The organism is Oceaniovalibus sp. ACAM 378 (assembly GCF_008085915.1).
Taxonomy (GTDB): Bacteria; Pseudomonadota; Alphaproteobacteria; order Rhodobacterales; family Rhodobacteraceae; genus Oceaniglobus.
Genome location: NZ_VSJK01000008.1, coordinates 10,709 through 34,646, shown reverse-complemented (window position 1 = coordinate 34,646; position 23,938 = coordinate 10,709). Strand labels below are relative to the sequence as shown.

Annotated in this window: 24 protein-coding genes and 1 pseudogene; 20 read left to right on the top strand and 5 right to left on the bottom strand. The window is 59.9% G+C overall.

What is annotated here, in order from left to right; genetic code table 11:
- The first annotated feature begins 26 nt into the window (after window positions 1-26).
- The 3 genes from FQ320_RS12080 to FQ320_RS12070 are packed head-to-tail and all read left to right on the top strand — an operon-like array spanning window position 27 to window position 2,868.
- Window positions 27-1,037, top strand: coding sequence for a TRAP transporter substrate-binding protein (locus tag FQ320_RS12080; RefSeq protein ID WP_148472571.1), 1,011 nt, complete (start codon window positions 27-29; stop codon window positions 1,035-1,037).
- Window positions 1,038-1,075: 38 nt separating this feature from the next.
- On the top strand, window positions 1,076-1,600 hold the full coding sequence (locus FQ320_RS12075) for a TRAP transporter small permease (protein WP_148472569.1): 525 nt from the start codon (window positions 1,076-1,078) through the stop codon (window positions 1,598-1,600).
- Entirely contained in the window at window positions 1,597-2,868 is a 1,272-nt protein-coding gene (locus tag FQ320_RS12070; RefSeq protein WP_148472567.1) for a TRAP transporter large permease, read from the top strand. Before FQ320_RS12075 ends, FQ320_RS12070 begins: the two co-directional genes overlap by 4 nt.
- Here FQ320_RS12070 and FQ320_RS12065 read toward each other — a convergent pair.
- The gene (locus FQ320_RS12065; RefSeq protein ID WP_187393880.1) at window positions 2,819-4,477 is read right to left on the bottom strand and encodes a PucR family transcriptional regulator; all 1,659 of its coding nucleotides are present in this window, start codon (window positions 4,475-4,477) and stop codon (window positions 2,819-2,821) included. The two genes, FQ320_RS12070 and FQ320_RS12065, sit on opposite strands and share 50 nt — an antisense overlap.
- Window positions 4,478-4,630: 153 nt before the next feature.
- Between FQ320_RS12065 and FQ320_RS12060 the strand changes: the two genes are divergently transcribed.
- The 8 genes and pseudogenes from FQ320_RS12060 to FQ320_RS12025 all read left to right on the top strand — a co-directional run.
- Window positions 4,631-5,887, top strand: coding sequence for a M20 family metallopeptidase (locus FQ320_RS12060; protein WP_187393879.1), 1,257 nt, complete (start codon window positions 4,631-4,633; stop codon window positions 5,885-5,887).
- Window positions 5,884-6,882 carry a DctP family TRAP transporter solute-binding subunit gene (locus tag FQ320_RS12055; protein ID WP_148472561.1) on the top strand — a complete coding sequence of 333 codons (999 nt, stop codon included), beginning with the start codon at window positions 5,884-5,886 and terminating at the stop codon, window positions 6,880-6,882. The genes FQ320_RS12060 and FQ320_RS12055 overlap by 4 nt, the downstream gene beginning before the upstream one ends.
- 78 nt (window positions 6,883-6,960) lie before the next feature.
- Entirely contained in the window at window positions 6,961-7,446 is a 486-nt protein-coding gene (locus tag FQ320_RS12050; protein WP_148472559.1) for a TRAP transporter small permease, read from the top strand.
- Window positions 7,443-8,717, top strand: coding sequence for a TRAP transporter large permease (locus FQ320_RS12045; protein WP_148472557.1), 1,275 nt, complete (start codon window positions 7,443-7,445; stop codon window positions 8,715-8,717). The genes FQ320_RS12050 and FQ320_RS12045 overlap by 4 nt, the downstream gene beginning before the upstream one ends.
- A gap of 33 nt (window positions 8,718-8,750) precedes the next feature.
- On the top strand, window positions 8,751-9,035 hold the full coding sequence (locus tag FQ320_RS12040; RefSeq protein ID WP_148472556.1) for a UxaA family hydrolase: 285 nt from the start codon (window positions 8,751-8,753) through the stop codon (window positions 9,033-9,035).
- A 22-nt stretch (window positions 9,036-9,057) separates the two neighbouring features.
- Window positions 9,058-10,272: a UxaA family hydrolase gene (locus tag FQ320_RS12035; RefSeq protein WP_187393878.1), complete on the top strand. Its 1,215-nt coding sequence runs from the start codon at window positions 9,058-9,060 to the stop codon at window positions 10,270-10,272.
- Entirely contained in the window at window positions 10,272-11,078 is an 807-nt protein-coding gene (locus FQ320_RS12030; RefSeq protein ID WP_148472552.1) for a sugar phosphate isomerase/epimerase, read from the top strand. The genes FQ320_RS12035 and FQ320_RS12030 overlap by 1 nt, the downstream gene beginning before the upstream one ends.
- A 27-nt stretch (window positions 11,079-11,105) precedes the next feature.
- Window positions 11,106-11,243 (top strand): annotated as a pseudogene (locus FQ320_RS12025) (integrase core domain-containing protein); the annotation flags it as partial.
- A 147-nt stretch (window positions 11,244-11,390) separates the two neighbouring features.
- On the opposite strand, the gene fliP reads toward FQ320_RS12025, so the two are convergent.
- Genes fliP through fliF form a run of 4 tightly spaced genes read right to left on the bottom strand, consistent with a single transcriptional unit; the run spans window position 11,391 to window position 14,593 of the window.
- Window positions 11,391-12,116, bottom strand: coding sequence for a flagellar type III secretion system pore protein FliP (gene fliP, locus FQ320_RS12020; RefSeq protein WP_148472548.1), 726 nt, complete (start codon window positions 12,114-12,116; stop codon window positions 11,391-11,393).
- Between the two features lie 2 nt (window positions 12,117-12,118).
- A complete protein-coding gene (locus FQ320_RS12015) occupies window positions 12,119-12,397 on the bottom strand; it encodes a FliM/FliN family flagellar motor C-terminal domain-containing protein (protein WP_148472546.1) in 279 nt (92 codons plus the stop codon).
- Complete coding sequence (locus FQ320_RS12010; RefSeq protein ID WP_148472544.1) at window positions 12,390-12,992, bottom strand: ABC transporter ATP-binding protein; 603 nt, start codon at window positions 12,990-12,992, stop codon at window positions 12,390-12,392. Before FQ320_RS12010 ends, FQ320_RS12015 begins: the two co-directional genes overlap by 8 nt.
- Entirely contained in the window at window positions 12,992-14,593 is a 1,602-nt protein-coding gene (gene fliF, locus FQ320_RS12005) for a flagellar basal-body MS-ring/collar protein FliF (RefSeq protein ID WP_370513053.1), read from the bottom strand. The genes FQ320_RS12010 and fliF overlap by 1 nt, the downstream gene beginning before the upstream one ends.
- Before the next feature lie 117 nt (window positions 14,594-14,710).
- Here fliF and fliL point away from each other — a divergent pair, with 117 nt between their 5' ends.
- From fliL to FQ320_RS11960, 9 genes are all read left to right on the top strand, one after another.
- Window positions 14,711-15,202 (top strand): flagellar basal body-associated protein FliL, encoded by a 492-nt coding sequence (gene fliL / locus FQ320_RS12000; RefSeq protein ID WP_148472541.1) that lies wholly within the window; start codon window positions 14,711-14,713, stop codon window positions 15,200-15,202.
- Window positions 15,203-15,211: 9 nt separating this feature from the next.
- A complete protein-coding gene (locus FQ320_RS26425) occupies window positions 15,212-15,661 on the top strand; it encodes a hypothetical protein (RefSeq protein WP_255509481.1) in 450 nt (149 codons plus the stop codon).
- A 62-nt stretch (window positions 15,662-15,723) separates the two neighbouring features.
- Complete coding sequence (locus tag FQ320_RS11990; RefSeq protein WP_255509480.1) at window positions 15,724-16,260, top strand: MotE family protein; 537 nt, start codon at window positions 15,724-15,726, stop codon at window positions 16,258-16,260.
- Window positions 16,261-16,353: 93 nt separating this feature from the next.
- On the top strand, window positions 16,354-17,217 hold the full coding sequence (gene motA / locus FQ320_RS11985; protein ID WP_148472537.1) for a flagellar motor stator protein MotA: 864 nt from the start codon (window positions 16,354-16,356) through the stop codon (window positions 17,215-17,217).
- Window positions 17,218-17,915: 698 nt separating this feature from the next.
- Complete coding sequence (locus FQ320_RS11980; protein ID WP_148472535.1) at window positions 17,916-19,352, top strand: lipopolysaccharide assembly protein LapB; 1,437 nt, start codon at window positions 17,916-17,918, stop codon at window positions 19,350-19,352.
- A gap of 294 nt (window positions 19,353-19,646) precedes the next feature.
- Entirely contained in the window at window positions 19,647-21,734 is a 2,088-nt protein-coding gene (gene flhA, locus FQ320_RS11975; RefSeq protein ID WP_148472533.1) for a flagellar biosynthesis protein FlhA, read from the top strand.
- Window positions 21,731-22,507 carry a flagellar biosynthetic protein FliR gene (locus FQ320_RS11970; protein ID WP_187393877.1) on the top strand — a complete coding sequence of 259 codons (777 nt, stop codon included), beginning with the start codon at window positions 21,731-21,733 and terminating at the stop codon, window positions 22,505-22,507. The genes flhA and FQ320_RS11970 overlap by 4 nt, the downstream gene beginning before the upstream one ends.
- Window positions 22,504-23,583, top strand: coding sequence for a flagellar biosynthesis protein FlhB (locus tag FQ320_RS11965; RefSeq protein WP_148472531.1), 1,080 nt, complete (start codon window positions 22,504-22,506; stop codon window positions 23,581-23,583). The genes FQ320_RS11970 and FQ320_RS11965 overlap by 4 nt, the downstream gene beginning before the upstream one ends.
- A complete protein-coding gene (locus FQ320_RS11960; RefSeq protein WP_148472529.1) occupies window positions 23,580-23,936 on the top strand; it encodes a hypothetical protein in 357 nt (118 codons plus the stop codon). The genes FQ320_RS11965 and FQ320_RS11960 overlap by 4 nt, the downstream gene beginning before the upstream one ends.
- Window positions 23,937-23,938: the final 2 nt, after the last annotated feature.

The following is a 23,938-nucleotide window of genomic DNA, read 5'->3' as shown; positions in this document are numbered from 1 at the left end:
GACCGATTTTCATCGGGGAGGATACAATGAACTGTAACCATGGGATCAAAACGGCCTTGGCGGCTGCAACACTGCTGCTGACTGCGGGCGCTGTTCATGCCGAAACCGTGCTGCGTTTCGGACATCCGAATATTCCCGGTGAATATTCGAGCCAACTCTATGATGAATTCGCCGCACGGGTCGAAGAGCGGACCGGTGGTGAAGTCAAAATGCAGATTTTTCCGGGCGAACAGCTTGGCAAGGAAGTCGAACTTGTCCAGCAGGTGCGCGACGGTGTTCTCGACATCACCGGCGCATCAATGCCCGCGACAAGTACCCTGGTTCCGGCGCTGGAAATCCCCAGTACGCCGTTCCTGTGGCGTGACTGGGACGAGGCGCAGGCGATCATCACCGGCGAGGCGATGCAGCCCGCCTTTGATGAGTTGGAGGAAAAGCACAACATCATCCCGCTGACCAAGATCTGGTACTGGGGCTGGCGCAACTTCACCTTCTCGGACAAGGAAGTGCGCACGCCCGCCGACATGGAGGGGCTGAAGATCCGCGTGCCGGAATCTCCGGTCTGGGTGGAAATGATCCGCGGTATCGGCGCCGCACCGACCCCGATTCCGTTCAGCGACGTCTATACAGCGCTTCAGCAGGGCACGGTTGACGGACAGGAAAATCCGATCCCGACCATCTTTGCGCGCAAGTTCTACGAAGTTCAAAAATATGTCGTGATGTCCCGGCACATGCTGCAGAACAACATGCTTTTGATCAACAAGAACACGATGGCCAAGCTTGATCCCGCCCATCAGCGCATCCTGCTGGAAGAGGCCAACGCCGCCGCGGCCAGAATGACACTGCTTCAGCAGCGTGCCGAACGCGAAATGCTTACAGAAATCGCTGCATCCGGAAAAGTGACGATCATCGAAGATCCCGACCGCGAGGCCTTTGCCGAGAAATCGACCGATGCCGTGTTTACAGCACTTGCCGACCGCTGGGGCCAGGATGCCATTGACCGCGTCCGTGCGGGCATCGAGACGATCCGCAACCGTTAAGGCCAATGCAGGCTCCGGGCGGGCCAGGGGAGAATAGTGTGAAGAAATGGATCCTTAGAGTCGATGATGCGGTTAGAATGATCGAACATCATCTGTTATGGATGCTCTTGGGAACCATTTTCACCGTCCTGACAGCGACGGTCTTCTTCCGCTATGTCCTTGGCTCGCCCATCACCTGGACTGAAGAACTGCTGACGATGGTCTTCACCTGGATGGTTTTCATCGGGTCCAGCGCGGCGCTTGCCACCCATCAGCACATCCGCATCGACATCCTGTTGCGCGTTTTGCCCAAACGACTTGAACTTTTGGCGGCTCTTGCTGCTGTTCTGGTATGTCTGGGGGTCTTTGCGGTCGCCACCTTTTACGGCTTTCGCTATGTGCGCACCACATGGGGCGATCTGACGCCAATGCTGGGCCTGACCTTTGGAATTTATACGCTGGCGCTGCCTGTCACCAGTCTTTGCGCCGCCCTGCACGTCCTGCGCAACAGCGTCGACAGCGGATTGCGCGGCGCCCTGATGAGCACGATCGAAATTCAAGCCGAAACCGAGATGGCGTCATGATCGTCACTCTGCTGTTGTTGCTGGTCCTGTTCCTTCTGATCGGTGTGCCAACGGCTTTTGCGCTGGCCGCTTCGTCGATGGCTGTAATCTGGCTTGAGGGAATTCCGCTGACCATTGCCGTGCAGCGCATGACGGCCGGGGTCCAGTCGTTCCCGCTGCTGGCAATCCCGCTGTTCATCCTTGCCGGGTCACTGATGAACGCCTCGGGGATTTCCGAGCGCCTGTTTACCCTGACCGGCGCGCTTGTCGGCCATATCCGGGGCGGTATGGCCTATGTCAATGTGCTGACCAACGTGCTGATGGCGGGGATTTCGGGGTCGTCCTTGGCCGATTGCGCGGCGACAACACGGGTGTTCGTGCCGCAGATGGTGAAGGCCGGCTATGACAAGGGGTTCAGCGTCGGCTTGACCGCATCCGCAGCGGTGCTGGCGCCGGTGATCCCGCCGTCAATCCTGCTGATCATCTATGGCTGGCAGGCCAATGTCTCGATCGGGGCGCTGTTCCTGGCCGGTATTCTGCCCGGAGTGGTGATTGCCACAGCGCTTGTCCTGACCGTGGCCTATATGACCTGGCGCCACGGCTATGGGCGGGGCGCGGACTTTTCGTGGCGCGCATTGCGGCGGACATTTTTCGGGGCCTCCTGGGCGCTGTTGATGCCGGTGATCATCATCGTCGGGTTTCGCATGGGTATTTTCACCGCGACCGAGGTTGCGGCCGTCGCTGCTGCATACGCCTTTGTCGTCGGCCTGTTCGTCTATCGCACGCTGAATATCCGCGAACTGCCGGCGATCTTTTCTTCTTCGGCCCGCGACACCTCGTCGATCCTTGTGATTGCCGCGACGGCCGCGCCCTTCGGCTGGATCCTGTCGGTTGGGCAGGCGCCTCAGCAGTTGCTCGCGTTGCTGACCAGCATCACCGACGATCCGATGCTGACCTTTCTGCTGATCAACATCATCCTGCTGGTGCTGGGCACCTTCATGGAAACACTGGTTCTGATCATCATTCTGGTGCCGATCATGATGCCGTTGATCAACACCCTGGGGATCAACCCGGTGCATTTCGGCATCGTCATGGTGGTGAATCTGGTGATCGGTCAGCTTACGCCGCCGCTGGGGGTGCTGATGTATGTGGCCTGCGGTATTTCCGGCACCAGCATCGCCGAGTTCATCCGCGCCATCAAACCGTTCCTGATTGCGTTGATCATTGCCCTTCTGGTGATCACTTATATTCCGGCGCTGGCGCTCTATCCGGCGTCCTGGATGCACTAGGATTGCGACCTTTGGAGGGAGGGATCTGCCGATCCTGCATCCGAAGGAGAGCCAAGGCCAGATCGTATTGCAGCCTGATGCCCGGCGTCATTACGTCATGGCCAGTCAGTTTCCGGATCATCTGCATCCGGTAGCGGATTGAGTTGTGATGAATATCCAGCCTTTCGGCCGCCTTTCTGTGATTGCCATTGGTTTCCAGATAGGCAGCCAGAGTGGCGACAAGCTGACTGTCCCTGCGGGCATCGTGATCGGTCAGGATTGACAGCCAGTCCTCAACGAAATTATGCGCTTCGGCCTGAATTGCCGGATGCAAAAGCAGGCGTAGCAGCCCGACTTCCTCGAACCAGTGGATGGCGCAAGGGGATTGTGCGCCCTCTCCAAAACGGCGCGCCTGCTCGGCCTGGACGAACCCACCCGGCAGCGCGGCGGGATCAGCCAACCGGTGACTGACGCCGCACGTCAGCCGCAGTCCGGGAACCTGCGCCGCAAGCCGACTGTGCAGATCGGTCAGCAGCGCCACCACATCACCCTGGGTCATCCGCTCGCACCGGCTCACGATGAGCGTGGCAAGCCCTGGGTGCGGAAACCCGATCAGGATGTCCCGACGGTCGATCAGGTGGACATGCGATGCCTTGATCACCTCGTACATGCGGTGCTGTGCCACGTCTTCTATCCGGCAGGTGATCACGATGTGCGGCCCGTCCAGCCCGTGTCCGGCCTCCTGCGCCGCTTGCACGACCTTGCGGTGTTCGCTGCGGTTGCTGAACGGCGTGACCAGAGCCGACAGCAGATCGCTTTCGCGGGTGCGTTGGACCTGTCGCTCGGCAGACAGTTGCAACACCTTGATCGAACAGGCCTTCCTGGCATGTAGCAGGCAGTCTAGATCGCTGTCGTTGAAGGGGCGGTTCTGTTCGAAGATCGCGATATGGCCGCCGCCCACCTCGTCTGCCAGGGATGCGCAAACCAGCGATCCGGCGCGCGCATTGTGCCGTTCGACGCGATGCGCGGCGTTGAGGCTGTGACCTTCGCACCCACGGGTCTCACGCAGTCGCGCCAGAAGGCCGCCCGCCCCCAGCGCAGTGTCGGACCACGCGGTGATGCCTTCGGCCTCGCAATCGATGACGACGGGGTTTCCGACCATTTCCGCCAGAAGACGCGCCAGATCGTCCAGTCGCGAACTGGATATCAGGCTGTCGGTAAAGCCGCCATAGATCGCTTCGGATCGCCGCAGTTGGTCGGCCCGTCTGGACAGCGCATTGGTCAAAATCGGATTGATCAGGTCGACCCAAGGCATGTGGTCAGGCAGCGAGACGATGGGAAAGCCCAACCGATCCGCCGCGTCCAGCACCGGTTGCGGCAATTCCTTCATATAGCGGGTCAGTTTCACGCCCAGTCCCGATATTCCGCGTGCCGCCAGATCGACAATCAAGGGCTCAAGTTGTGGCCCAAGGGCAGCCAGCGGAAAGGTGGAGGTCATGAGGAACTCGTATTCGCGGGTCCACTGTGTGCCGTCGGGCGCGTCGATGACGGTTGCCGAGCGGACTTCGCGTCCCAACCCCTTGGCGCCCGCAAGCACCTGCGCGCCTGTCATGGCTTCAAGTTCAAGCATTTCGCGGACCGTCAGGGATGGGCCGGCAGATGCGTCCGGATAGGTATTTGTATGAATCATACAAATACCAAACTCACAATTTCGATTCTGGTCAATAGTTCGCCTTTTGCCAAAGTGCTATCCTTACCTTGTCAGCGACAGAGGGGACGTTTCATGCGCCGAGCCGACAGACCGCAGTTCGCCGCGGCAGATGAACCCACCGCGGCGATGGCGCCCGGCCCTCCCGATCCAATCGCTTTCCTGCAAGAGGCGGTGCGCTGCGATACAGTGAATCCGCCCGGCAACGAGGCAGTGCTGGCCCGCATGTTGTGCAGGGTTCTGGATCAGGCCGGGATCAAAACCGATCTGCGTCTTTGCCGCGACGGACAGGCCAATCTTGTGGCGACTCTTCAAGGCAACCGGCCGGGGCGCCGCCTGGTCCTGAGCGGTCATCTGGACACCGTCCCTCTGGGCGAGAGCGAATGGACCCATGATCCGTTCTCGGCCACCATTATCGACGGGCGGATGTACGGGCGCGGCACTGCCGACATGAAGGGTGGCCTGCTGGCCCTGCTTTTCGCCTTTCTCGCCTTCAATATCCGGAACCAAGGCGATTTCGCCGGTGAAGTTGTCTTTGCCGCCAGTTTTGCCGAAGAAACCGGCTCGCACGGGGCGCGGCAGATGGTCGATGACGGGCATCTGCCGCCCTTCGATGCGATGATCGTCGCCGAGCCCAGCTCGAACCAGCCGATCAACGCCCACAAGGGGGTGCTCTGGGTGCAGGTCGATGCCACAGGCCGGACCGCGCACAGTTCCGCCCCCAGCGAGGGCGTGAATGTCATCGACCTGCTGGACCGTTTTCGCGGGGATCTGGGTCGTTTGCCGCTGGCCACTGACCCCAATGGCCATATGACGCCCGCCACCATGGCCGTGACCCGGATCGGTGCTGGAAAAGGCAACAATGTCATCCCCGACAAGGGGTTCATGGTGGTCGATTTCCGCACCCTGCCGGGCCAGGATCACGGTGCGCTTCTTGGGCGTCTGAATGCGATGGCGCGCAACATCGCCGATGCCCGACAGGGCGGCACCCTGACCATCACGCCGCTGCTTGATCTGCCCGCGGTCGAGACAGCAGCCGATGCCGCCATTCTGGACGCTGTCCGCCAAGGGCTGGCCGCGGTGGGGCGCAATGGCGCGCCGCCGGGCAGCGCGAATTACTTTACCGATGCCTCGGTCTTTCAAGAGATCGGCCAGGATATCGTGATCCTTGGGCCGGGGCGGGCCGATCAGGCGCATCAGACGGACGAGTTCATCGAGATCGCGGAATATCTGGCGGCGATCGATATCTACACTGCCGCGATCGGCGCCTACCTCAACACCAATGACCCCGACAATCGGGGCACCCAACCAGCAGAGCGAGAGAAACAATGACGAAAACCATATCCACAATGACCTTCATGAAAGCCACCGTCGCCGCGGTTGCCCTAGTCGCAAGTGCCGGCATCGCCGCTGCGGAAACCAAGTTGAAGGTGGGTCATGTCTTTGCCGCCGACCACCCCTGGCAGATCGCGTTGAACGGTCTTTCCGAGGACGTGAAGGCCGCCACCGATGGCGAGGTCGTGATCGAAGTCTATCCCAGCAGCCAGCTGGGCGGCGACCGCGAAGTGGCCGAAGGTTTGGGCCTTGGCACGGTCGAGATGGGTCTGTTCGGCACCGGCGCGCTTCAGGTTCTGGACAAGCGGTTGATCGTCGAGGAACTGCCCTATGCATGGCCGACCCGCGAAACCGCCTATGCCGCGCTGGACGGCGAGTTGGGCGAGGCGCTGGCCGATATCCTTGCGGAGCATGACATTGTAGCGCTCAGCTGGTGGGAAAGCGGCTATCGCCATATCACCAATTCGGCCCGCCCGGTCGAGACCCCGGCCGATCTGGCCGGCATGAAGCTGCGCGTCCCCGAGGCCGAATTGCGCCTTGATACGTTCCGCGAACTGGGCGCCCTGCCCACACCGATGGCGTTTTCCGAAGTGTTCACCGCGTTGCAGCAGAACGTGGTGGATGGTCAGGAAAACCCGCTTGCCACGATCTATGCGTCGAAGTTCCACGAGGTGCAGGACCATCTGGCTCTGTCCGGCCATATCTGGGGCTCGGCGGTGCTGACCGTTTCGCAGGATGCCTGGGACGATCTGACCGAGGAACAGCAGACCATCGTCATGGAAAAAGCGGCGATCTGGCGCGACAAGGAACGGGCCATGATCCGTGACGGCGATGACGAGATCCTGAAAAAGCTGGAAGAGTCGGGGATGAAAGTCACCCGCCCCGATGCCGCCGCTTTCCAGGAGGCTGTGCAGCCGGTCTGGACAAAATACGAGGGCGTGTTCGGCGAAGACTTGCTGGGTCTGGTGCGCAAGTATTCGCAAGGCCAGTAACCCCTGAACAATCCCGGCGGCCGTATTGCGCCGCCGGGAACCTGCCACGTCCTGTCATCGCGCCGGAGAATATCCTGAATGCATGCGATCACCGCTACCGTCGCCATCGTCCTGCGCTGGATCTTGATGCTCATGGTCTTTGCCATGACGCTGGTGATCCTTGGGCAGGTCATCTGGCGCTATGTTCTTGAGACGCCGTTTGTCTGGTCCGAAGAACTGTCCCTGCTTTTGATGACCTGGATGACCTTTCTCGGTTCGGCGCTGCTGATGATGCGCTATGAGCATCTGGCAATCGACGTTTTTGTCGACACGCTGTCGCCCCGCTGGCGACATGCCGCCAACATTCTGGGCCGGGCGCTGATCTTCGTCTTCTGTTTGTGCCTGATCTACGGCGCCTGGATCCTTGTCGGCAAAACCTACAAATCGATCACCCCGGGCCTGCAGATCTCGGTCGCCTGGCAATACGGCGGCGCATTGGTCGGTGGATTTCTGATGGCGCTGGTGTCTTTGGAACAGTTGATAAATACCCTGTTGGGTCGCAGCGAAGGGGCTGACAGCCAATGATGACCGCGTTCATTTTCGTCACGCTTCTGGCACTGATCGGGCTGAACGTGCCCATCGCCTTTGCCATCGGCGCGGCCTGCATGGGCTATCTGTGGATCGAGGGTATCAACATCGCTCTGATCGCGCAGCGCACCACCCAGGGGTTGTATTCCTATCCGTTTCTGGCGCTGCCGATGTTCGTCTTTGCCGGCGTGCTGATGGAGCACGGCGGCATCACCCGGCGGATGATGCGTCTGGCCAACGCGCTGATCGGCCATATCTCGGGCGGTCTGGCCGGAGTGACAGTGGTCGGGTCAACCCTGTTCGGGGCGCTTTCGGGTTCGGCCATCGGCGATACCGCCGCCATCGGGTCAATCATGATCCCGGCGATGAAGGCCAAGGGCTATGCCGCAAGCTTTGCCGCCGCCCTTCAGGGGTGCTGCGGGGTTCTGGCCTCGCTCATCCCGCCCAGCCTGACCATGGTGATCCTTGGCGCGACCGGCAACATCTCGATCGCCGGGCTGTTGTTGGCCGGGTTGATCCCCGGGGTGCTGATGGCGCTGTCGCTGATCGTGATCTCGGTCATCATCAGCCGGCGCCGGGGCTATGGCGGCGGCGATCGGGCAAGCCTGCAAGAACTGATCATGGCCACCTTTGGCGCGCTGCCGCCGCTGATGCTGCCGGTGATCATCCTTGGCGGCATCATCCTCGGCATCGTCACAGTGACCGAGGCCGCCGTGCTGGCCGTGGCCTATGCCTTTGTTCTGTCCGTCTTTATCTATCGTGAAATCCCGCTGAAGGCGCTGCCCGAGATCGCCTTTCAAGTGGTGCGGATCACGGTGCCGGTCCTGCTGATCATCGGAGTGTCCAACCTGTTCGCCTGGATCATCACCACCGAACGGGTGCCCCAGCAACTGACCGAGTTCTTTTCTGCCGTCGCGCCCAACGCGCTGATATTCCTGCTGATGGTCAATATTCTGCTGTTGCTGATCGGCACCTTCATGGAAAGCAACGCGTTGATCATCATCCTGATCCCGATCCTGATGCCGGTGGTGAACGGGTACGGCATTGACCCGCTGCACTTTGGGGTAATGTTTGTGGTCAACCTTTGCATCGGGGCAAACACCCCGCCGCTGGGGGTGACGTTGATGACAGCCTCGCGGATCGCCGAAGTGCCATTTGCGCAATCCTCACGGGCGGTATTGCCGTTCCTTGGGGCGATGGTCGTCGTATTGCTGCTTACGATCTTCTTTCCCGGTCTTTCGACCTTCCTGCCCGGAATCCTGCTGTGACGCGTTCCGTATCAACGAAAGGGGCTTGAACCCATGACCTCCGCCATCCAGATTCGAAACACCGATACCGTGGCCACGGCCGTGGGCGACCTTGCGCAGGGCGAAATGGTGCAAATCACCGGCGCGCGGACGGGCGCCGAAATCGCCGTGGCCGAGGCTATTCCGCGTGGTCACAAGATTGCACTGCGCGACATCGCAGAGGGCGAGCACATTCTGAAATACGGCGAAGTCATCGGCATGGCGACCAGTGATATCGCGGCGGGTCAATGGGTCCATGTACACAATTGCCGTGGCCTCAAGGCGCGGCGGCACGAATAGGCACAACGGAAAGGACAGGGCGATGAATACAACCTTCAAAGGCTTCCGCCGCAAGGACGGTGGCATCGGCATCCGCAATCACGTTCTGGTTTTGCCGACGGTATCCTGTGTGAACCGTGTGGCGCTGGACGTCGCGATGAAGACCGGCGCAATGACATTCAGCCACCCCTATGGCTGCACCTTCGACGCGATCGAGAACACTACCACCGAAGATACGTTCATCGGCCATGGGCTGCACCCAAACGTCGGCGCGGTTCTGGTGCTGTCGCTGGGCTGTGAAACAGCTTCGGCCCAGAGGATCGCAGACGCAATCGCAAAGTCGGGCAAGCCGGTGGAAACGCTGGTCGTGCAACTGGGTGGCGGCGCCCGGGCGACCGGGCAGACCGGAATCGCAAGGGTGCGTGCCTTCCAGGAGGCGCTTGAAAAGGAACCACAGGACGACGGCGATCTGTCCGAACTGCTGATCGGGCTTGAGTGCGGGTCATCTGATGCGTTCTCGGGGCTGACCGCGAACCCGGCGGTCGGCGAGGCGGCGGATATCATCGTCGGATATGGCGGTACGGTCATTCTGTCGGAAATCACCGAAATGGTCGGCGCCGAACATGCGCTGTGGAAACGTGGCAAGACCGAGGAAGTGCAGCGCAAGTTGATGGCGCTGATCAAGGAATACGAGATCGAACTCTCGATGACCACCGAGGACGACAGCGGCATTTTCATCTCGCCGGGAAACATCAAGGGTGGGCTGACGACGATCGAGGAAAAATCGCTGGGTTGCATTCACAAGGCCGGGACGACTCCGGTGGTGCAGGTGGTTGGCTATGGTGAAAGACCGACAGAAAAGGGCGTGGTCATCATGGATACGCCCGGCTTTGACATCTCGTCGGTCACTGGCAAGGTGTCTGCGGGCGCGCATATGGTGCTGTTCACGACGGGCAAGGGAACGCCCACCGGTTCGGCAGTAGCGCCGGTGGCCAAGATCAGTTCGAACAACGAAATCTTCCGCAGCCTTGCCGACGACATTGACCTCAGCGCCGGCGATATTCTGGACGGCAGCAAGACCCTGCCCCAGGTCGGTCTTGAAATCGTGGATCTGGTCATGCGCATCGCCCGTGGCAGCGAAGTGAAGGCCGAGTATTTCAACGTTCAGGAATTTGCCATCCCGAACGTCAGCGTCCTGCGCAAAGAGGTCATTCACCGCAAGTTGGCTGAACTCAACGATCTGAGGTTCATGAAATAATGAAAATTGCATATATGTATGCCACCCCCGATGTGATCCACGACAAGGTCACTGCGATCCGGGGTGACATGGCACCGGTGCTGAACCTGATCCGAGAGACGGGATATGACGGTGTCGAGCTTTTGGTGGCCGATCCGGCACGCATCGACCGGGCCGAACTGCGCCGTGCGGTGGCCGACAGCGGCCTTGATTTGCCTGCAATCTGCACCGGCGAAGTGTATGGTCAGGACAAGCTCAGCTTTGCCGACCCCGCGCCCGAAATCCGCCAGCAGGCCCGCGACCGGATGCACGCTGCCATGGATCTGGCCGCCGAATATGGCGCGATGGTCAACATTGGGCGACTGCGCGGGCGGTATGTTGAAGGCGTTGCGCGCCAGCAGACCGAAGACTGGATCGCCGAAGCCATCCGCGCCGCCCTGGACCGCACGCCCGGTGTGCCCATCCTGCTTGAGCCGGTAAATCACGAATATGCCAACTGTCTGATGACTACCGGAGCGGCGGTCAAATTCGTGCGCGATCTGGCATTGGACAACCTTGGATTGATGCTTGATGCCGCGCATATCCTGATCGAGGGCGAAGACGTGGCAGAAGCCTGTGCGCTGGCGGGCGACCTGTTCTGGCATTTCCACATTACCGATTCCGACCGGCTGCCGGTGGGTGACGGTATGTGGGACATCGCCGCGATCATGGCGGCGGTGCGCGCCAGCGGTTTCAACCGTTACACCACGGTCGAGACATTCCAGATCCCCGATGCGAGCCATTCCATTCAGGCAAGCTGGCAAGCCTGGAGGGCGTCAGGAGCTTGATGCGGCCGTGGGCCGAAATCGTATAATCTCAGAGTTGAAGATACCGCCGAAAAGTTGGAGGCTTGGCGACGAGACTACAACGAAGAACGATCGCACAGCGCAATTGGGAACGAGGTCCCGGCAGCGCTGATAAAATCACCAGACGCATCCAGCCCGTCTGCGTGATCAAACTGCGGAATTTCCGGCCCCAACCGGGAACACTTTGGTTAGCGCATCAAAAACCCAAGGACTCTCGTTATGAACGAGGGACAGTCCAGGGGGGGCAGGTCAGTCGCTTGCAGGAGCATGCCGGCGCGCCAATTGGTCGAGTCTTCAGAAATAACTGCGAACCAAGGCACCCGAAATCAATGTCCACCCATCGGCGACAGCGAAAAAGGCGAGCTTGAATGGCAATGATACGATGGCTGGCGGCACCATCATCATGCCCATCGACATCAAGATAGCCGCGACCACCAGATCGATGATCAGAAACGGCAGAAAGATCAAAAATCCCACCTGAAACGCCCGTTCGATCTCGGAAAGCAGAAAAGACGGCACCATAAGCGACAGCGGTGCCGCAGGCGAAAGCTCGGCACCCGCAGCATCGGGGCGAAGGCTGACCAAGGCCTCGAACGTCGACGGATCGATCCGTCCGGTCATGAAAGAGCGAAACGGCTCCAACGCCCGAGGGATCGCGACATCGGGTGTGAGTACGCCGTCGACCAACGGCCCGATCCCGGTGTCCCAAGCCGATTGGAAGACCGGCTCCATCACGAAATAGGTCAGGAACAGCGCAAGTGTGACGATCAGCATGTTCGGTGGCGATTGTTGCAGGCCGATTCCCTGTCGCAGAATCGACAGGACAGTCACGATGAACGGAAAGCATGTGATCATAATCGCCAGCCCTGGCACTAGACTGAGCAGCGTGATCAACGCGAGAAGTTGAACTGATCTGCCAGCCAGCGAGGTGTCACCGCCAAGGTTAATTGCAATCTCCTGGGCCGAAGCCGCCCCGCCGAACAGCAGTGCGGCGGCCAGCCCCCCCCAGAAAAAGCGCATTTTCACAATCCGTTCTTCAGATCGGCCACTTCGGTCAGGCGCACGGCAAGCTGCCCGGCCTGGTCACCGTCAAGTTCGTGCAGTTCGCCCCGTGCAATCAGGCGGTCGCCTACAAACAACTCGACCGGATCGTCGACCCGGGTATCGAGCGGCAGGATCGCATCTTTGCCGAGACGCAGGAGATCACGCAACACCGGTCGGGCCTTGCCGACGGAGATTGTGATTTCGATAGGCACCTGGGTAAACGGGTGCGCCGCGGGCGTGAAAATGGTGTCATCCATGGACGGACTCCTTACGGTTGAGCGAATCCAACCCATTCAGAGCCGCGCTGATACTGTCGAGCGCACCCGAAAGATCGATTTCACGTTCGGTCAGTCCAAGTCGGAGGAAAATCTGTCCTTCGGGCACCGTTGCTTCCTCCACGACGCGCAGAGGAAGTTCGGTGATCCGTCCGATGATCGTGCGCAGATCGTCGGCACCCGCCGGCGCGATCAGCAGGTCTATCGGGGAATCCGCCGATTTGTCCGCAATCCCGTCGATTTCTTCGATTATCCGCGCGCCCAGCGTGTCGCGGATCAGGCGGGGCAAAAGCCGGGTCAGCATGCCTGACACCAGTGGGGTGAGCGAACGCATGACATGCGCGCGGGCCTCTTGATAGGTAAAGCCAAGATCTTGCAGCGACTGCGCAACAGCGGTTTTGGATTGCTCCTGCTCCTGTCGCGTCGCCTTTGCGGCGTCTTCCCATCCCGCAGCATAGCCTTTGTCAAAAGCGGCAAGCGCGTCCTGTTCGGGCGGCGTCGTCAAGCTTTCAAGGTCGGGCAAGCCGGTTGTACGCCCCGGCCCATCGAATTCTTCCAGTCTAAAAGGTGATGGCATCAAGCGGGCTCCTCGGTGTCTTCCATCCAGCTTTTCAATATCTCAAGCGATTCTTCCTGACGTTCGTCGATCAGCTTGCGCAATCTGGCAACGGGATCGGCCGCCGGATCGCCATTGCCCTCTTGCCTTGCGGCCAGTTGCCGTATCCCGTCCGGTCCGGGATCCGAGTCATCGGCTATCACCCCAGTCAGGGCCATCAGCGCCGTGTCGCCGGGCGCGGGCGGCACAAGGGCAAATGGGTCTTCGCGGCGGGTGTTGGTCAATATCGGGCGCACAACAAACAGGCCAAGCAAAAGCAGGACGATTCCCAGCACGCCCAATTGCGCAAGACGCATCGCGTCAAAGACGATCGGGCCGAACAATCCCTCGCTCGGCGGCGTGCCTTCACCGTTGACCGGTTCGAACTCCATGGTTTTCAGTGTCAGACTGTCACCGCGTTCTGCATCGAACCCGATCGCCGCACCGACCAACTCACGCAGCGCCAGCATCTCGTCCTCGGGGCGAGGCGCCCAGGATTCTGTGCCATCCACGTCGGTCGTCCGGATTCCATCCACCAGTACCGCCACGGAGACACGCTTGATCGCACCAGGGACCTTCAGTATCTCGCGCTGGGTTTCCGACACTTCATAATTCACCCGCTCGCGGGTCTGGGAATTCTCGGATTGCGACGTGTCACCCCCCTCTGCGGCATCGCCATCGGGGAGGTTGCTGGCCACGGTCACATCCGCACTGCCCTTGTCGCTGCTGGTGGTCGAACTTTCCTCGGTATCTGAACTGATCGCGACACGTCCTTCAGGATCGAACCTCCGCTCGGTGATCTGTTCGCGGTCGGTCACGGTTTCCACGACCACTTCGACAACCGCCTTACCGAATCCGACCCGCGCCTCGAGCAGACGTTCTACATTGCGGCGGATATCTGCCGCGCGGTCCTGGCCGGTGTCGGGAACGCGCGATTCCGAATCGCCCGCCAACACGACACCACCCCGGGCATCGATCACCGATACATCCTCAGCCGCCAGCCCGGCCACAGCCGATGCCACAAGAAAGCGCAGCGCACGGGCATGCCCCGCCGACAACCCGCCCGAGGCGGTCGTCACGGTGACAGACGCCGTAGGCGCAACATCTCGTTGAAACGGGCGCGATCCGGGGTTCGCAATATGGACACGCGCGGTCTGGATCGTCGGGCTGGATACGATTGTGCGCGCCAGTTCGCCTTCCTTGGCGCGCCAGTAAGCCGCATCAAACATCTGCGATGTTGTGCCAAACCCCGTCAACGAATCGAGCAATTCGTACCCCAGCGCATTGCCCGTGGGCAGACCTTCAGACGCCAGCGTCAGACGCAATTCATCGCGTTGGGTGCTGTCGACAAAAATCGATGACCCTCGGATCTCATAAACGATCCCCCGCGCTTCAAGCGATTGCACGACCTCGCCCGCGGCACCGTTTTCCAGCCCCGCGTAAAGGAGCGTCATCGACGGTGTGGTTGCCATCCGCACAAGCCCGACAGAAGCCACGATCATCGCCAGCGCCGCCAGCACCGCCACGACCTGACGCTGTACCGACAGGCCGGACCAGACTCCGAAAAGTTGCTGCAAGACCATCCTCCTGATGAATTGGGCTCTTGCCCTGTCCTGTCGGGACATTGCGCCGGTGCGGATTAAGATTCGGTTAGTGGTCACGGGGTTAAGAAGGATTCGTCGGACAGAACGGGAATCCATATGACCACCACAGATACAGGACAGAACGCTGGGGCGGCGCCCCGAAAAACGGGAAAGCCGGGTATGCTGATCGGGCTGTTTCTGGCTTTGTTGCTGGGCAGCGGTGGTTTTTACGCAGTGTGGTCCGGAATGATCTTCGAGGATCGATCATCAGAGAATGACCCCCCCGTCGCTGTTGTTCCCGGACTGCCGGATTTCGCCTTTGTACCGATCAGTCCGATCATGGTGTCGCTCAGTCCGGGGACGAATGCGCGCCACCTGCGGTTTCAGGCACAGCTTGAAGTGGCAAAGGCCAACGAATCCGAAGTTACCGCGCTTTTGCCGCGGGTTATCGATGTCCTGAACAGCTATTTGCGCGCCATCGACCCTGCGGAATTGGAAAAGCCAGGCGGATTGACGCGGCTGCGCGCACAGATGTTGCGACGCGTGCAGATCGTCACGGGCGACGGCCGTGTGCGCGATTTACTGATCATGGAATTTGTATTGAGCTGAGGGAAAGTGATGACATTGATTTCAGATATCCTGCTGATTGCCGGAGCCTTGGGTGTCGCGTTCTATTGCGTCGTCCTGTCGCGTCGCCTGACACGGTTCACCGACCTGGAAAAGGGCGTCGGCGGTGCCATCGCAGTACTGTCGGCGCAGGTCGACGACATGACGCGGACGCTGAAGTCTGCCCAGGCGCAGGCCAGTGATTCGGGCGGTTCTCTAGCCGATCTGACGGCGCGGGCCGAAGATGTCGCGCGTCGGCTTGAACTGCATGTGGCCGCTCTCCACGATCTCGACGAAGCGGACGCGCCTGCCGCGACGACGCCGGTTTCGCATATCGCATTTCGCCGACCCGAACATGCGCCGCCGCCACCCAGCCAAACAGTCCCCGTGACCCTGGGCAGCCGGCCAACCAAATCGTTTTTCGCCAGCAACCGCCAAGATATTACGGAACCAGTGCAATGACGCGCCCTCACACCTCCGGCCGTTGGAAGAAAACCATACCTTCCATAAAGGGTCCACTCAGCGTGTTGGCGCTGATTTTGTGCATCTCGGTCGTTTTACGGCTGATGGGCGGACCCGGCCAGGCGATTGCCCGGGAGATGGGTGACATCGGCGCGTCGGCACCCGAAACCAGTGGTTTGTGCACACCAGCGCCGGACGTCGCCACCGTTTTGGCGGCGCTGGACGAGCGTGAAAAGCGCATCGACCAACGCGAAAAATTCAACGCCGACCGAACTACGGCCCTGGCACGGGCAGAACAGGATATCACGGCCCAGTTGGCAGCCCTGACCGAAGCCGAAACAGATCTGGAAAACACTCTGGCTTTGGCCACCGGCGCCGCCGAAAATGACGTGACACGCCTGACGGCCGTTTACGAAAACATGAAACCGAAAGAAGCGGCAAGGCTGTTTGAGGCCATGGCGCCCAGTTTTGCCGCCGGGTTTCTTGGAAGGATGCGCGCTGATTCCGCTGCCAAAGTCATTCAGGGCATGTCTCCCGACGCGGCATATACGATCAGCGTTATCTTGGCCGGGCGCCATGCCAACGTGCCGAACGAGTAATTGGCCGGGACAAACTCTGAGATCTTCGGACGATTTTAACTCGACTCAGTAAGAGTCGGCGCGAGAGCGCAATACAGAATACAAGGATGGACCATGCTTGGACTTATCGGAATCGTGGTGATCTTTGTCATGGTGTTTGGCGGCTATATCGCAGCCGGCGGCAAGATGGGCATCATCATGAAGTCCCTTCCGTTCGAATTGGTGATAATTGGCGGTGCCGCCGTCGGTGCCTTTCTGCTGTCCAATGACATGCCTTCGGTCAAGCGCACGATCAGAGATATCGGTAAGGTTTTCAAAGGACCCATTTGGAAACCCGCGGATTTCCGGGACCTTCTTTGCCTGCTGTACGAATTGATCCGGTTGGCCAAACAGAATCCTGTCCAGCTGGAAGGACACATTGAGGCGCCGGAAAGTAGCGATATTTTTGGACGTTACCCGCGGATTCAGGCCGATCACGAAGCGATGGCGTTGATCTGCGACACCCTGCGTTCAGCTTCGATGAACTATGATGATCCACACCAGGTGGAGGAAGTTCTGGAAAAGCGCATAGAGGCGAACTTCCACCACGCCATGCACTCCAGCCATGCGTTGCAGACGATGGCCGATGGGCTGCCCGCGCTTGGAATCGTAGCCGCCGTGCTTGGAGTGATCAAAACAATGGGGTCCATCGATCAACCGCCCGAAGTGCTGGGCAAAATGATTGGAGGCGCATTGGTGGGTACTTTTCTTGGTGTCTTTCTGGCCTACGGCTTGGTTGGGCCGTTCGCCGCGCGGGTCAAGACCGTGATTGAGGAAGACGCGCATTTCTATCAGCTGATCCGCGAAGTTTTGGTTGCAAACATGCACAATCACACCGCCAGCATCTGCATCGAGGTCGGACGCCAGAACACCCCCCACACAATGCGCCCGGGCTTCAGTGAGTTGGAACAGGCGCTTAAGGGCGCCAAAGCCGCATGAAGCCGCTTCTAGCCAAGTTTTTTCCGGGCATGACATTGTTGCTCTTGGCGACAACCGTCTGCGCCCAGGACGTGCCGGTTCGCACCGGGGATCACCCCGGCTTCACCCGGATCGTTATCGATTTTCAGCAGCAGCCAGACTGGCAGTTGGGGCGCAGCGGTGCGGCGCATGAACTACGAGTGAACGCGCCTGAACTTCGGTTCGATCTGTCAGATTCTTTCCGGCGAATCAATCAAACCAGATTGCGCGGACTTCGTGATCTTGGCGGAGGTCGCCTTCAAATCGATACCGCCTGCGCCTGTCGGCTTAGCGTCGAACGCCTGCCCAATCAGGGGCTGGTGATTGACATCCGCGACGAAAGACCCGACCAAAATGACCGATTCGAGATTTCTTTGTCGGATCTACCGGAAGTTCCGAGTTCTGGTCCTGATCGCGTACCCGCCCCGCTGCCCGGTGTTTTGCCGGTGATTTTTCCCGATGCTCCACGCCCCCCCCGACTTGGACCGTTGGCGGCCAATTCCCCAACCGGATTGCCCGACGCGGAAGTATTGGCTCGGGGGCACGGGGCCAGAACCGCATTAATGGAACAGGCCGCGCGCGCCGCATCCCAAGGTCTGATCACCTTTGATTCCGCCCAACAGGATCGGATTCGTGCCGCAGATGAACGCAGCACGTTACCCCATAGGCCAGAGCTCGAGATGCCTCACGCGACAGATGCCCGGATTGACGCGGCAGATCACATTCGCATTGAATCGCGGATCGACCGCGATATGAGCGGCCCAGTCAGAGGCCGCCAGTCCGAACAGCCCTGTCTACCCGCAGATATGGTGGATATTGGCACATGGTTTGCGCCCGAAACACTCGGGGACGGTCTTGGCGCAGAACGTATGGCGCTTATCGATCCCCACGACCGACCAGACGGCACGGCCTATGCCGAATTTGCCAAACGACTGATCTATTTTTCCTTTGGAGCCGAAGCCAAAGCGCTGATCGATGGATTTGAGGGCGAAATCGCAGATCGTGGAATCCTGCGGGAATTCGCCATGCTGATCGATGGGGAAAAGACGATCCCGACCGGGCGTTTGGCGACACAACTGTCGTGTCAGGGGGCCGGCCCGCTTTGGGCAGTGCTTGCTGTCGGATCAACTGCCCGCTTGGCCGATCTGAATGCCCAGTCGGTTGTCCGCAGCCTATCAGGTTTCCCACCTCACCTGCGGGCACACCTTGGACCGCGCCTCGCCGACCAGTTCTTGGCCCAAGGCGACCAAGCCTCAGCCTTATCAATCCGTAACGCAATTCTACGCGGGCGCTCCACTGACGATCCGACCGGCAATCTGATCACCGCACAAATCGATCTTGCCGCAGGGGATCGCCGTAAAGCCGAACCCAACCTTGCCAAGGTCGCAGCGTCGCGGTCAGTTGAGGCTGCTGACGCTCTGGCCAAGCTGATCGAAGCGCGGATCGACGACACTTTATCTGTCGATCGGCAATTACTTGACGACGCTGTCGCCCTAGTGTTCGAAATAGAGGGAACTGAAGATGCGCAGAACCTGACAGTTATGATCCTGCGTGCCATGATCCACGAAAGACGTTTCGATGACGCGCTTTTATTGGCCCGCGCCTCAATGAGTAATGACGCGTCGGATCATGAGACATTCGCGGCCTATCGCGTCCAGACGCTCGACACGCTCGCCCGGGAAGGCGACGATGAAGAGTTTTTGCGGATCGCACTTCGTGAAATCGAGATGACACCACTCTCCGATCCCGCGCGCCTTTCAGTGGCCGCACGACTCGCGCAGCTTGGCCTGTCACGGCAAGCGCGGGAAACCTTGGGCAACAGGGCAGACATCCCTGACGCCGACGAACGCCGGGTTCTGGCTGAGATTGCGTTACTCGACGGTAAACCACTGATCGCTGAAAGCTATTTAGCGGGTCTAAGCGATAAGGTTTCCGAGAATCTTCGTGGGCGAGCCAGGGACATGAACGCGTTGCCAGAGGTTGCTACCAAACTAGAATCGAAAGCCGAAACCACCACAGCGATCGGCGCAGGCACCTTGGCCCGCAACCGCGAATTGCTGAGCGAAAGTCGCGCCGTCCGAGAAAACTTGCGCGCAATACTTGGCAATGGCGGATGACATCGCACAGTTACGATTTGTAAAGGCCACCGCACTATAATCACATTTGTCACAGAATGTGATTGTGAAGCGGGAATCGCGAATGACCAGACAATTGAGCAAACGACTCGGGACATCGCCATCTTTAACAGCGTTAATGCCAGATTTCGCGATCTTGAATGCCTGTTATGTTTTTAAATACTACGATTTCACGAATATTTCACACGGTGTGAGTGATCGTTTCAACAAAGGACAACAGCCACTGCACAGCGAACCGGAATACGCATTCCTTTCGACGTGTGACAGGGGTCTGCGATGCCCGGTCTGACACTGCGTACTTTCTTTCAACCGACAATCTTGCTGGCTTTGGCCCTGATGGCAGTCATCGTCATGATGATCCTGCCGATGCCAGCCTGGGTTCTCGACATCGGACTGACGGCATCTTTCGGACTGGCAATCTTGATGTTCACGGTAACGTTGTTCATCGAGCGACCGCTTGATTTCTCGGCGTTTCCGACCATTCTCCTTGCGTCTTTGATGCTGCGCCTGTCGCTGAACGTATCGTCGACCAAGCTTATTATCGGTGAGGGCCACACAGGGACATCCGCCGCGGGCGAGGTGATCGAGGGGTTCGCGATGTTCGTCATGGGCGGGAGCCTGTTTCTGGGTCTTGTCGTATTCGGCGTACTGCTTATCGTGAACTTTGTTGTCATCACCAAAGGCGCAACGCGCATGGCCGAAGTCGGCGCGCGATTTGCATTGGACGGGATGCCGGGAAAACAGTTAGCCATCGACAGCGACATGAGCGCGGGTGCCATCGACCATACCGAAGCCAAAGCCCGACGCGAACGCGAACAGCAGGAAACCACATTTTTCGGATCGTTGGACGGGGCATCGAAATTCGTCAAAGGCGACGCCGTCGCAGGGCTGTTGATCACGCTGCTGAACTTGGTGATGGGGCTGATTATTGGCATCGTTGCCCATGACATGCCGATGGGCCGCGCATTCGAAACCTATGCGATTCTGACTGTGGGTGATGGTCTTGTCAGCCAGATTCCGGCGGTGATCATCTCGATCGCTTCAGCGTTGTTGCTGGCACGCGGCGGAAACACCGGATCGACCGATCGGGCGCTGTTCGCCCAACTCAGCCGGTATCCCGCCGCGCTGGCCACAGTCGCGTCCTTGATGATTTTGTTCGCCTTGTTTCCCGGCCTGCCATTCCTGCCCTTCATGACGGGCGGGATCGCTTTGGGCGTCGCCGCATTCTTTGCCGGGCGCCGGGCCCGCGCCGAAGCGGCGGCGCAGGTCCACCCGCCCGAGGCGAGCGAACCAAAGACTGATACGATGATGGGGGACATTCTTGACCTTGACGATATCCATCTGGAATTTGCCCCCGATCTTGTCCCGATGGTCCTGGACCCTGCGACCGGACTGGACGCACGGATCGGCAATATGCGGCGGCATGTCGCCTCGGTCTATGGCCTGATCCTGCCCGAAATACGTCTGACCGACGATGCCGCGCTGCCACCCGGCACTTATGTCATGCGCATTCATGGGGTGGAACAGGTGCGCAACCGGTTGGAGCCCCACCGCATCCTCGCACTGATCTCGGATGGAGAGACCGACCTGCCGCCTGGAGAAGATGTCAGTGAGCCGGTTTATGGCGCGCCTGCCCGCTGGATCGCACCGGACGCACAGGATGCAGCGGCACTGGGAGGTCTGACGACCGTCACCCCGACCGAAGTTCTGGCCACCCACTTGCTCGAGATAATGAAACAGAATTTTCCGCGCCTGATGACGCTCAAGGCGCTGCGCCGTTTGCTTGACGAATTCACCCGCCTGTCGGACACCGCCCGCTCTGATGCGAACCGGCGCCTGCTTGATGAACTTGTCCCCGACAAGGTGCCGGTCGATCTGTTGCTGTCCGTGCTCCGGTTGCTGCTTGCCGAACGGGTTTCGATCAGGAATTTGCCGCTTATTCTCGAGTCGATCGCAGAATCACGCGGCGCGCGTTCGACCGCCGAATCTATCTGTGAACACGTGCGGCAGCGGTTGGGATTCCAACTGGTGGCCGAGCTGCGCCGCCCTGACGGCACACTGCCCCTGCTGCAACTCGCACCGGAATGGGAAGACGCCTTTGCGGCGCATGAGGTTCCCACCGAGACCGGCATGGTCGACGTTGCCCTTCCGCCTGACACGTTCAACAGGCTGGCCGGTGCGATTTCGGAAAAGATCGGCCAAGTGGGCGAAACAGGCATATTTCCTGCCTTGATCACATCATCTCGAAGACGGCGCTTCCTGCGCATGGTGATGTCAGCCCAGGGCATCGCCAACCCCGTTCTGTCCTTCGAGGAAATCGGAACCGACGCGCGTCCGTCCCTTGTCGGGATGGTTGGCGCATGATGGACTTGGCCGAGCAGACGTTGACTCAGGTGCAGTCCTGGCTGGCCGCAGGATTTCTGGTGCTGTTGCGGGTCGGTGCAGCGGCGGTCGTGCTCCCCGTTTTCGGAGAACAAGTGGTGCCAATGCGTGTTCGGCTGGTGCTGGCGCTTTCCTTGACGGTGATCGTGGCACCGGGTGCCTTGGCGCGAATGCCCGAATTTGACATTCCGCCCAGCCCCGGCTTGCTTCTGGCCACCGAAACCGTTGCCGGACTGGCCCTGGGGGGCGCTCTTCGTCTGTTCATTCTGGCGTTGCAGATGGCGGGATCGATGGCGGCGCAAGCAACCTCACTGGCGCAGATTTTTGGCGGCCATGCCGCAGATCCGCTGCCCGCCATCGGGCATATCATGGCTGTCAGTGGTCTTGCACTGGCTGCGATGCTGGGGTTGCACGTGAAACTGGTGATGCTGTTTCTGCTGTCTTATGACATCCTGCCGCCGGGGCAGTTTCCGAGCGCAGGTGATCTTATGCCATGGGGTGTTGCGCAGGTTGCCCGGGCATTTTCGTTGGCGTTCTCGCTGGCTGCGCCGTTCATCGCGGCCGCGCTTGTCTATAATCTCGCGCTGGGGGTCATTAACCGGGCGATGCCACAACTGATGGTTGCCTTCGTAGGGGCGCCGGCGATCACGGCAGGCGGACTTGTCTTGATGGCGTTGGCGATGCCGTCGATCCTGTCAGTCTGGTCCGGCGTCTTTGACGGCTTTCTTGCCGATCCGTTCCGGCCTTTGCCATGAGCGGAGACGAGGACGACGACAAGCAACACGAGCCGACCGACAAAAAGTTGGACGATGCACGCCGCAAGGGCGAAGTGCCCCGATCCACTGATCTGATCACCGCCGCCGCCTATGCCGGCTTTGTCCTCGCAGCGACGACATTGGGTCCGGGCTCACTGTCGCATTTGGCGCAGACATTATCGTCGTTGTTGTCCCGTGCCGACGGTCATGCACATCAGATGTCTGCTGGCGGCGGACTGGCCCTGATGGGCAATATTCTGGGCGATCTTGCCGTGGACATGGCACCTTGGGCGATTTTTCCCGCAACCATGGCCATTCTGGCCGTCGTCGCACAGCGCAGCTTTACCGTGACACTTTCCAAGGTTCAGCCAAAGCTGAACCGGATATCGCCACTGGCCGGTTTCAAGAACAAGTTCGGGCGCAACGGGCTGTTCGAGTTTGCCAAGAGCTTTGTCAAGCTGGTCATCTACTGCGTGATCCTTGGGGTCTTTCTCTATGACCGGCTGCCCGAGATCCTCGGATCGGTCGCGTTGCACCCCAATCTGGTGGTCACTCTGTTTCTTGAACTGTCGCTCCGGTTTTGCCTGCTGGCGGTGCTGGTCGCGTTTTGCATCGGCGGCATTGATGCATTGTGGCAGCGGGCAGAACATCTGCGAAAAAACCGCATGTCACACAAGGACTTGACCGACGAGTCGAAAGAATCCGAAGGCGACCCGCACATGAAACAACAGCGGCGGCAAAAAGGGTATGACATCGCGACCAATCACATGTTGGCAGACGTGCCCAAGGCGGATGTGGTGATAGTGAACCCCACGCACTTTGCCGTCGCCCTGCAATGGGATCGTGCAAAGGGGCGGGCGCCGCTGTGCGTGGCCAAGGGCGTCGATGAAATCGCTGCCCGCATTCGCGAACGCGCGGTCGCATCCGGGGTTCCCTTGCACAGCGATCCGTCTACAGCCCGGTTGCTGCACGCCCTGATGCGGGTCGGGGACGAGGTGCAACCCGATCACTATGCCGCCGTCGCCGTCGCAATCCGATTTGCCGAGACTATGCGCGCAAAGGCACGGAAGCGATGAACCGCGGCGATCTGACCCGCCTTGCCACGCTGGCTGCAATGAAGCGCGACGCCGATCTTCAGGGGCTCAGCGCGATCGCCGCACGCATGGCCACGATCCAGGCCGAAATCGACCGGGTGCGCGCCGAGGCAAGTCTCCGCGCCGGTTCGGCCGAGCTTGATCCGTCCCGCATGTCGGGATCCGATGTGATGTGGGAGCGTTGGATTGCCGGGGTCTTGGTACGGCTGCAACGGCAGATGGCAGATCTGGCCGTCGCCCGTGAGGCATATCTGCAACGCGCGCGCCAATCCTTCGGCCGGGCCGAGGCGTTGCGCACGCTGGAGGAACGTCACGACAGGGACAAGAAACGCTGACG

Excerpts from the sequence above, each read along its gene's own strand:
- FQ320_RS12080 (WP_148472571.1), top strand. The coding sequence starts at position 27 with ATGAACTGTAACCATGGGATCAAAACGGCCTTGGCGGCTGCAACACTG.
- FQ320_RS12070 (WP_148472567.1), top strand. The coding sequence starts at position 1,597 with ATGATCGTCACTCTGCTGTTGTTGCTGGTCCTGTTCCTTCTGATCGGT.
- FQ320_RS12065 (WP_187393880.1), bottom strand. The coding sequence starts at position 4,477 with ATGCTTGAACTTGAAGCCATGACAGGCGCGCAGGTGCTTGCGGGCGCC.
- FQ320_RS12060 (WP_187393879.1), top strand. The coding sequence starts at position 4,631 with ATGCGCCGAGCCGACAGACCGCAGTTCGCCGCGGCAGATGAACCCACC.
- FQ320_RS12055 (WP_148472561.1), top strand. The coding sequence starts at position 5,884 with ATGACGAAAACCATATCCACAATGACCTTCATGAAAGCCACCGTCGCC.
- FQ320_RS12050 (WP_148472559.1), top strand. The coding sequence starts at position 6,961 with ATGCATGCGATCACCGCTACCGTCGCCATCGTCCTGCGCTGGATCTTG.
- FQ320_RS12045 (WP_148472557.1), top strand. The coding sequence starts at position 7,443 with ATGATGACCGCGTTCATTTTCGTCACGCTTCTGGCACTGATCGGGCTG.
- FQ320_RS12040 (WP_148472556.1), top strand. The coding sequence starts at position 8,751 with ATGACCTCCGCCATCCAGATTCGAAACACCGATACCGTGGCCACGGCC.
- FQ320_RS12035 (WP_187393878.1), top strand. The coding sequence starts at position 9,058 with ATGAATACAACCTTCAAAGGCTTCCGCCGCAAGGACGGTGGCATCGGC.
- FQ320_RS12030 (WP_148472552.1), top strand. The coding sequence starts at position 10,272 with ATGAAAATTGCATATATGTATGCCACCCCCGATGTGATCCACGACAAG.
- fliP (WP_148472548.1), bottom strand. The coding sequence starts at position 12,116 with ATGCGCTTTTTCTGGGGGGGGCTGGCCGCCGCACTGCTGTTCGGCGGG.
- FQ320_RS12015 (WP_148472546.1), bottom strand. The coding sequence starts at position 12,397 with ATGGATGACACCATTTTCACGCCCGCGGCGCACCCGTTTACCCAGGTG.
- FQ320_RS12010 (WP_148472544.1), bottom strand. The coding sequence starts at position 12,992 with ATGCCATCACCTTTTAGACTGGAAGAATTCGATGGGCCGGGGCGTACA.
- fliF (WP_370513053.1), bottom strand. The coding sequence starts at position 14,593 with ATGGTCTTGCAGCAACTTTTCGGAGTCTGGTCCGGCCTGTCGGTACAG.
- fliL (WP_148472541.1), top strand. The coding sequence starts at position 14,711 with ATGACCACCACAGATACAGGACAGAACGCTGGGGCGGCGCCCCGAAAA.
- FQ320_RS26425 (WP_255509481.1), top strand. The coding sequence starts at position 15,212 with ATGACATTGATTTCAGATATCCTGCTGATTGCCGGAGCCTTGGGTGTC.
- motA (WP_148472537.1), top strand. The coding sequence starts at position 16,354 with ATGCTTGGACTTATCGGAATCGTGGTGATCTTTGTCATGGTGTTTGGC.
- FQ320_RS11980 (WP_148472535.1), top strand. The coding sequence starts at position 17,916 with ATGCCTCACGCGACAGATGCCCGGATTGACGCGGCAGATCACATTCGC.
- flhA (WP_148472533.1), top strand. The coding sequence starts at position 19,647 with ATGCCCGGTCTGACACTGCGTACTTTCTTTCAACCGACAATCTTGCTG.
- FQ320_RS11970 (WP_187393877.1), top strand. The coding sequence starts at position 21,731 with ATGATGGACTTGGCCGAGCAGACGTTGACTCAGGTGCAGTCCTGGCTG.
- FQ320_RS11965 (WP_148472531.1), top strand. The coding sequence starts at position 22,504 with ATGAGCGGAGACGAGGACGACGACAAGCAACACGAGCCGACCGACAAA.
- FQ320_RS11960 (WP_148472529.1), top strand. The coding sequence starts at position 23,580 with ATGAACCGCGGCGATCTGACCCGCCTTGCCACGCTGGCTGCAATGAAG.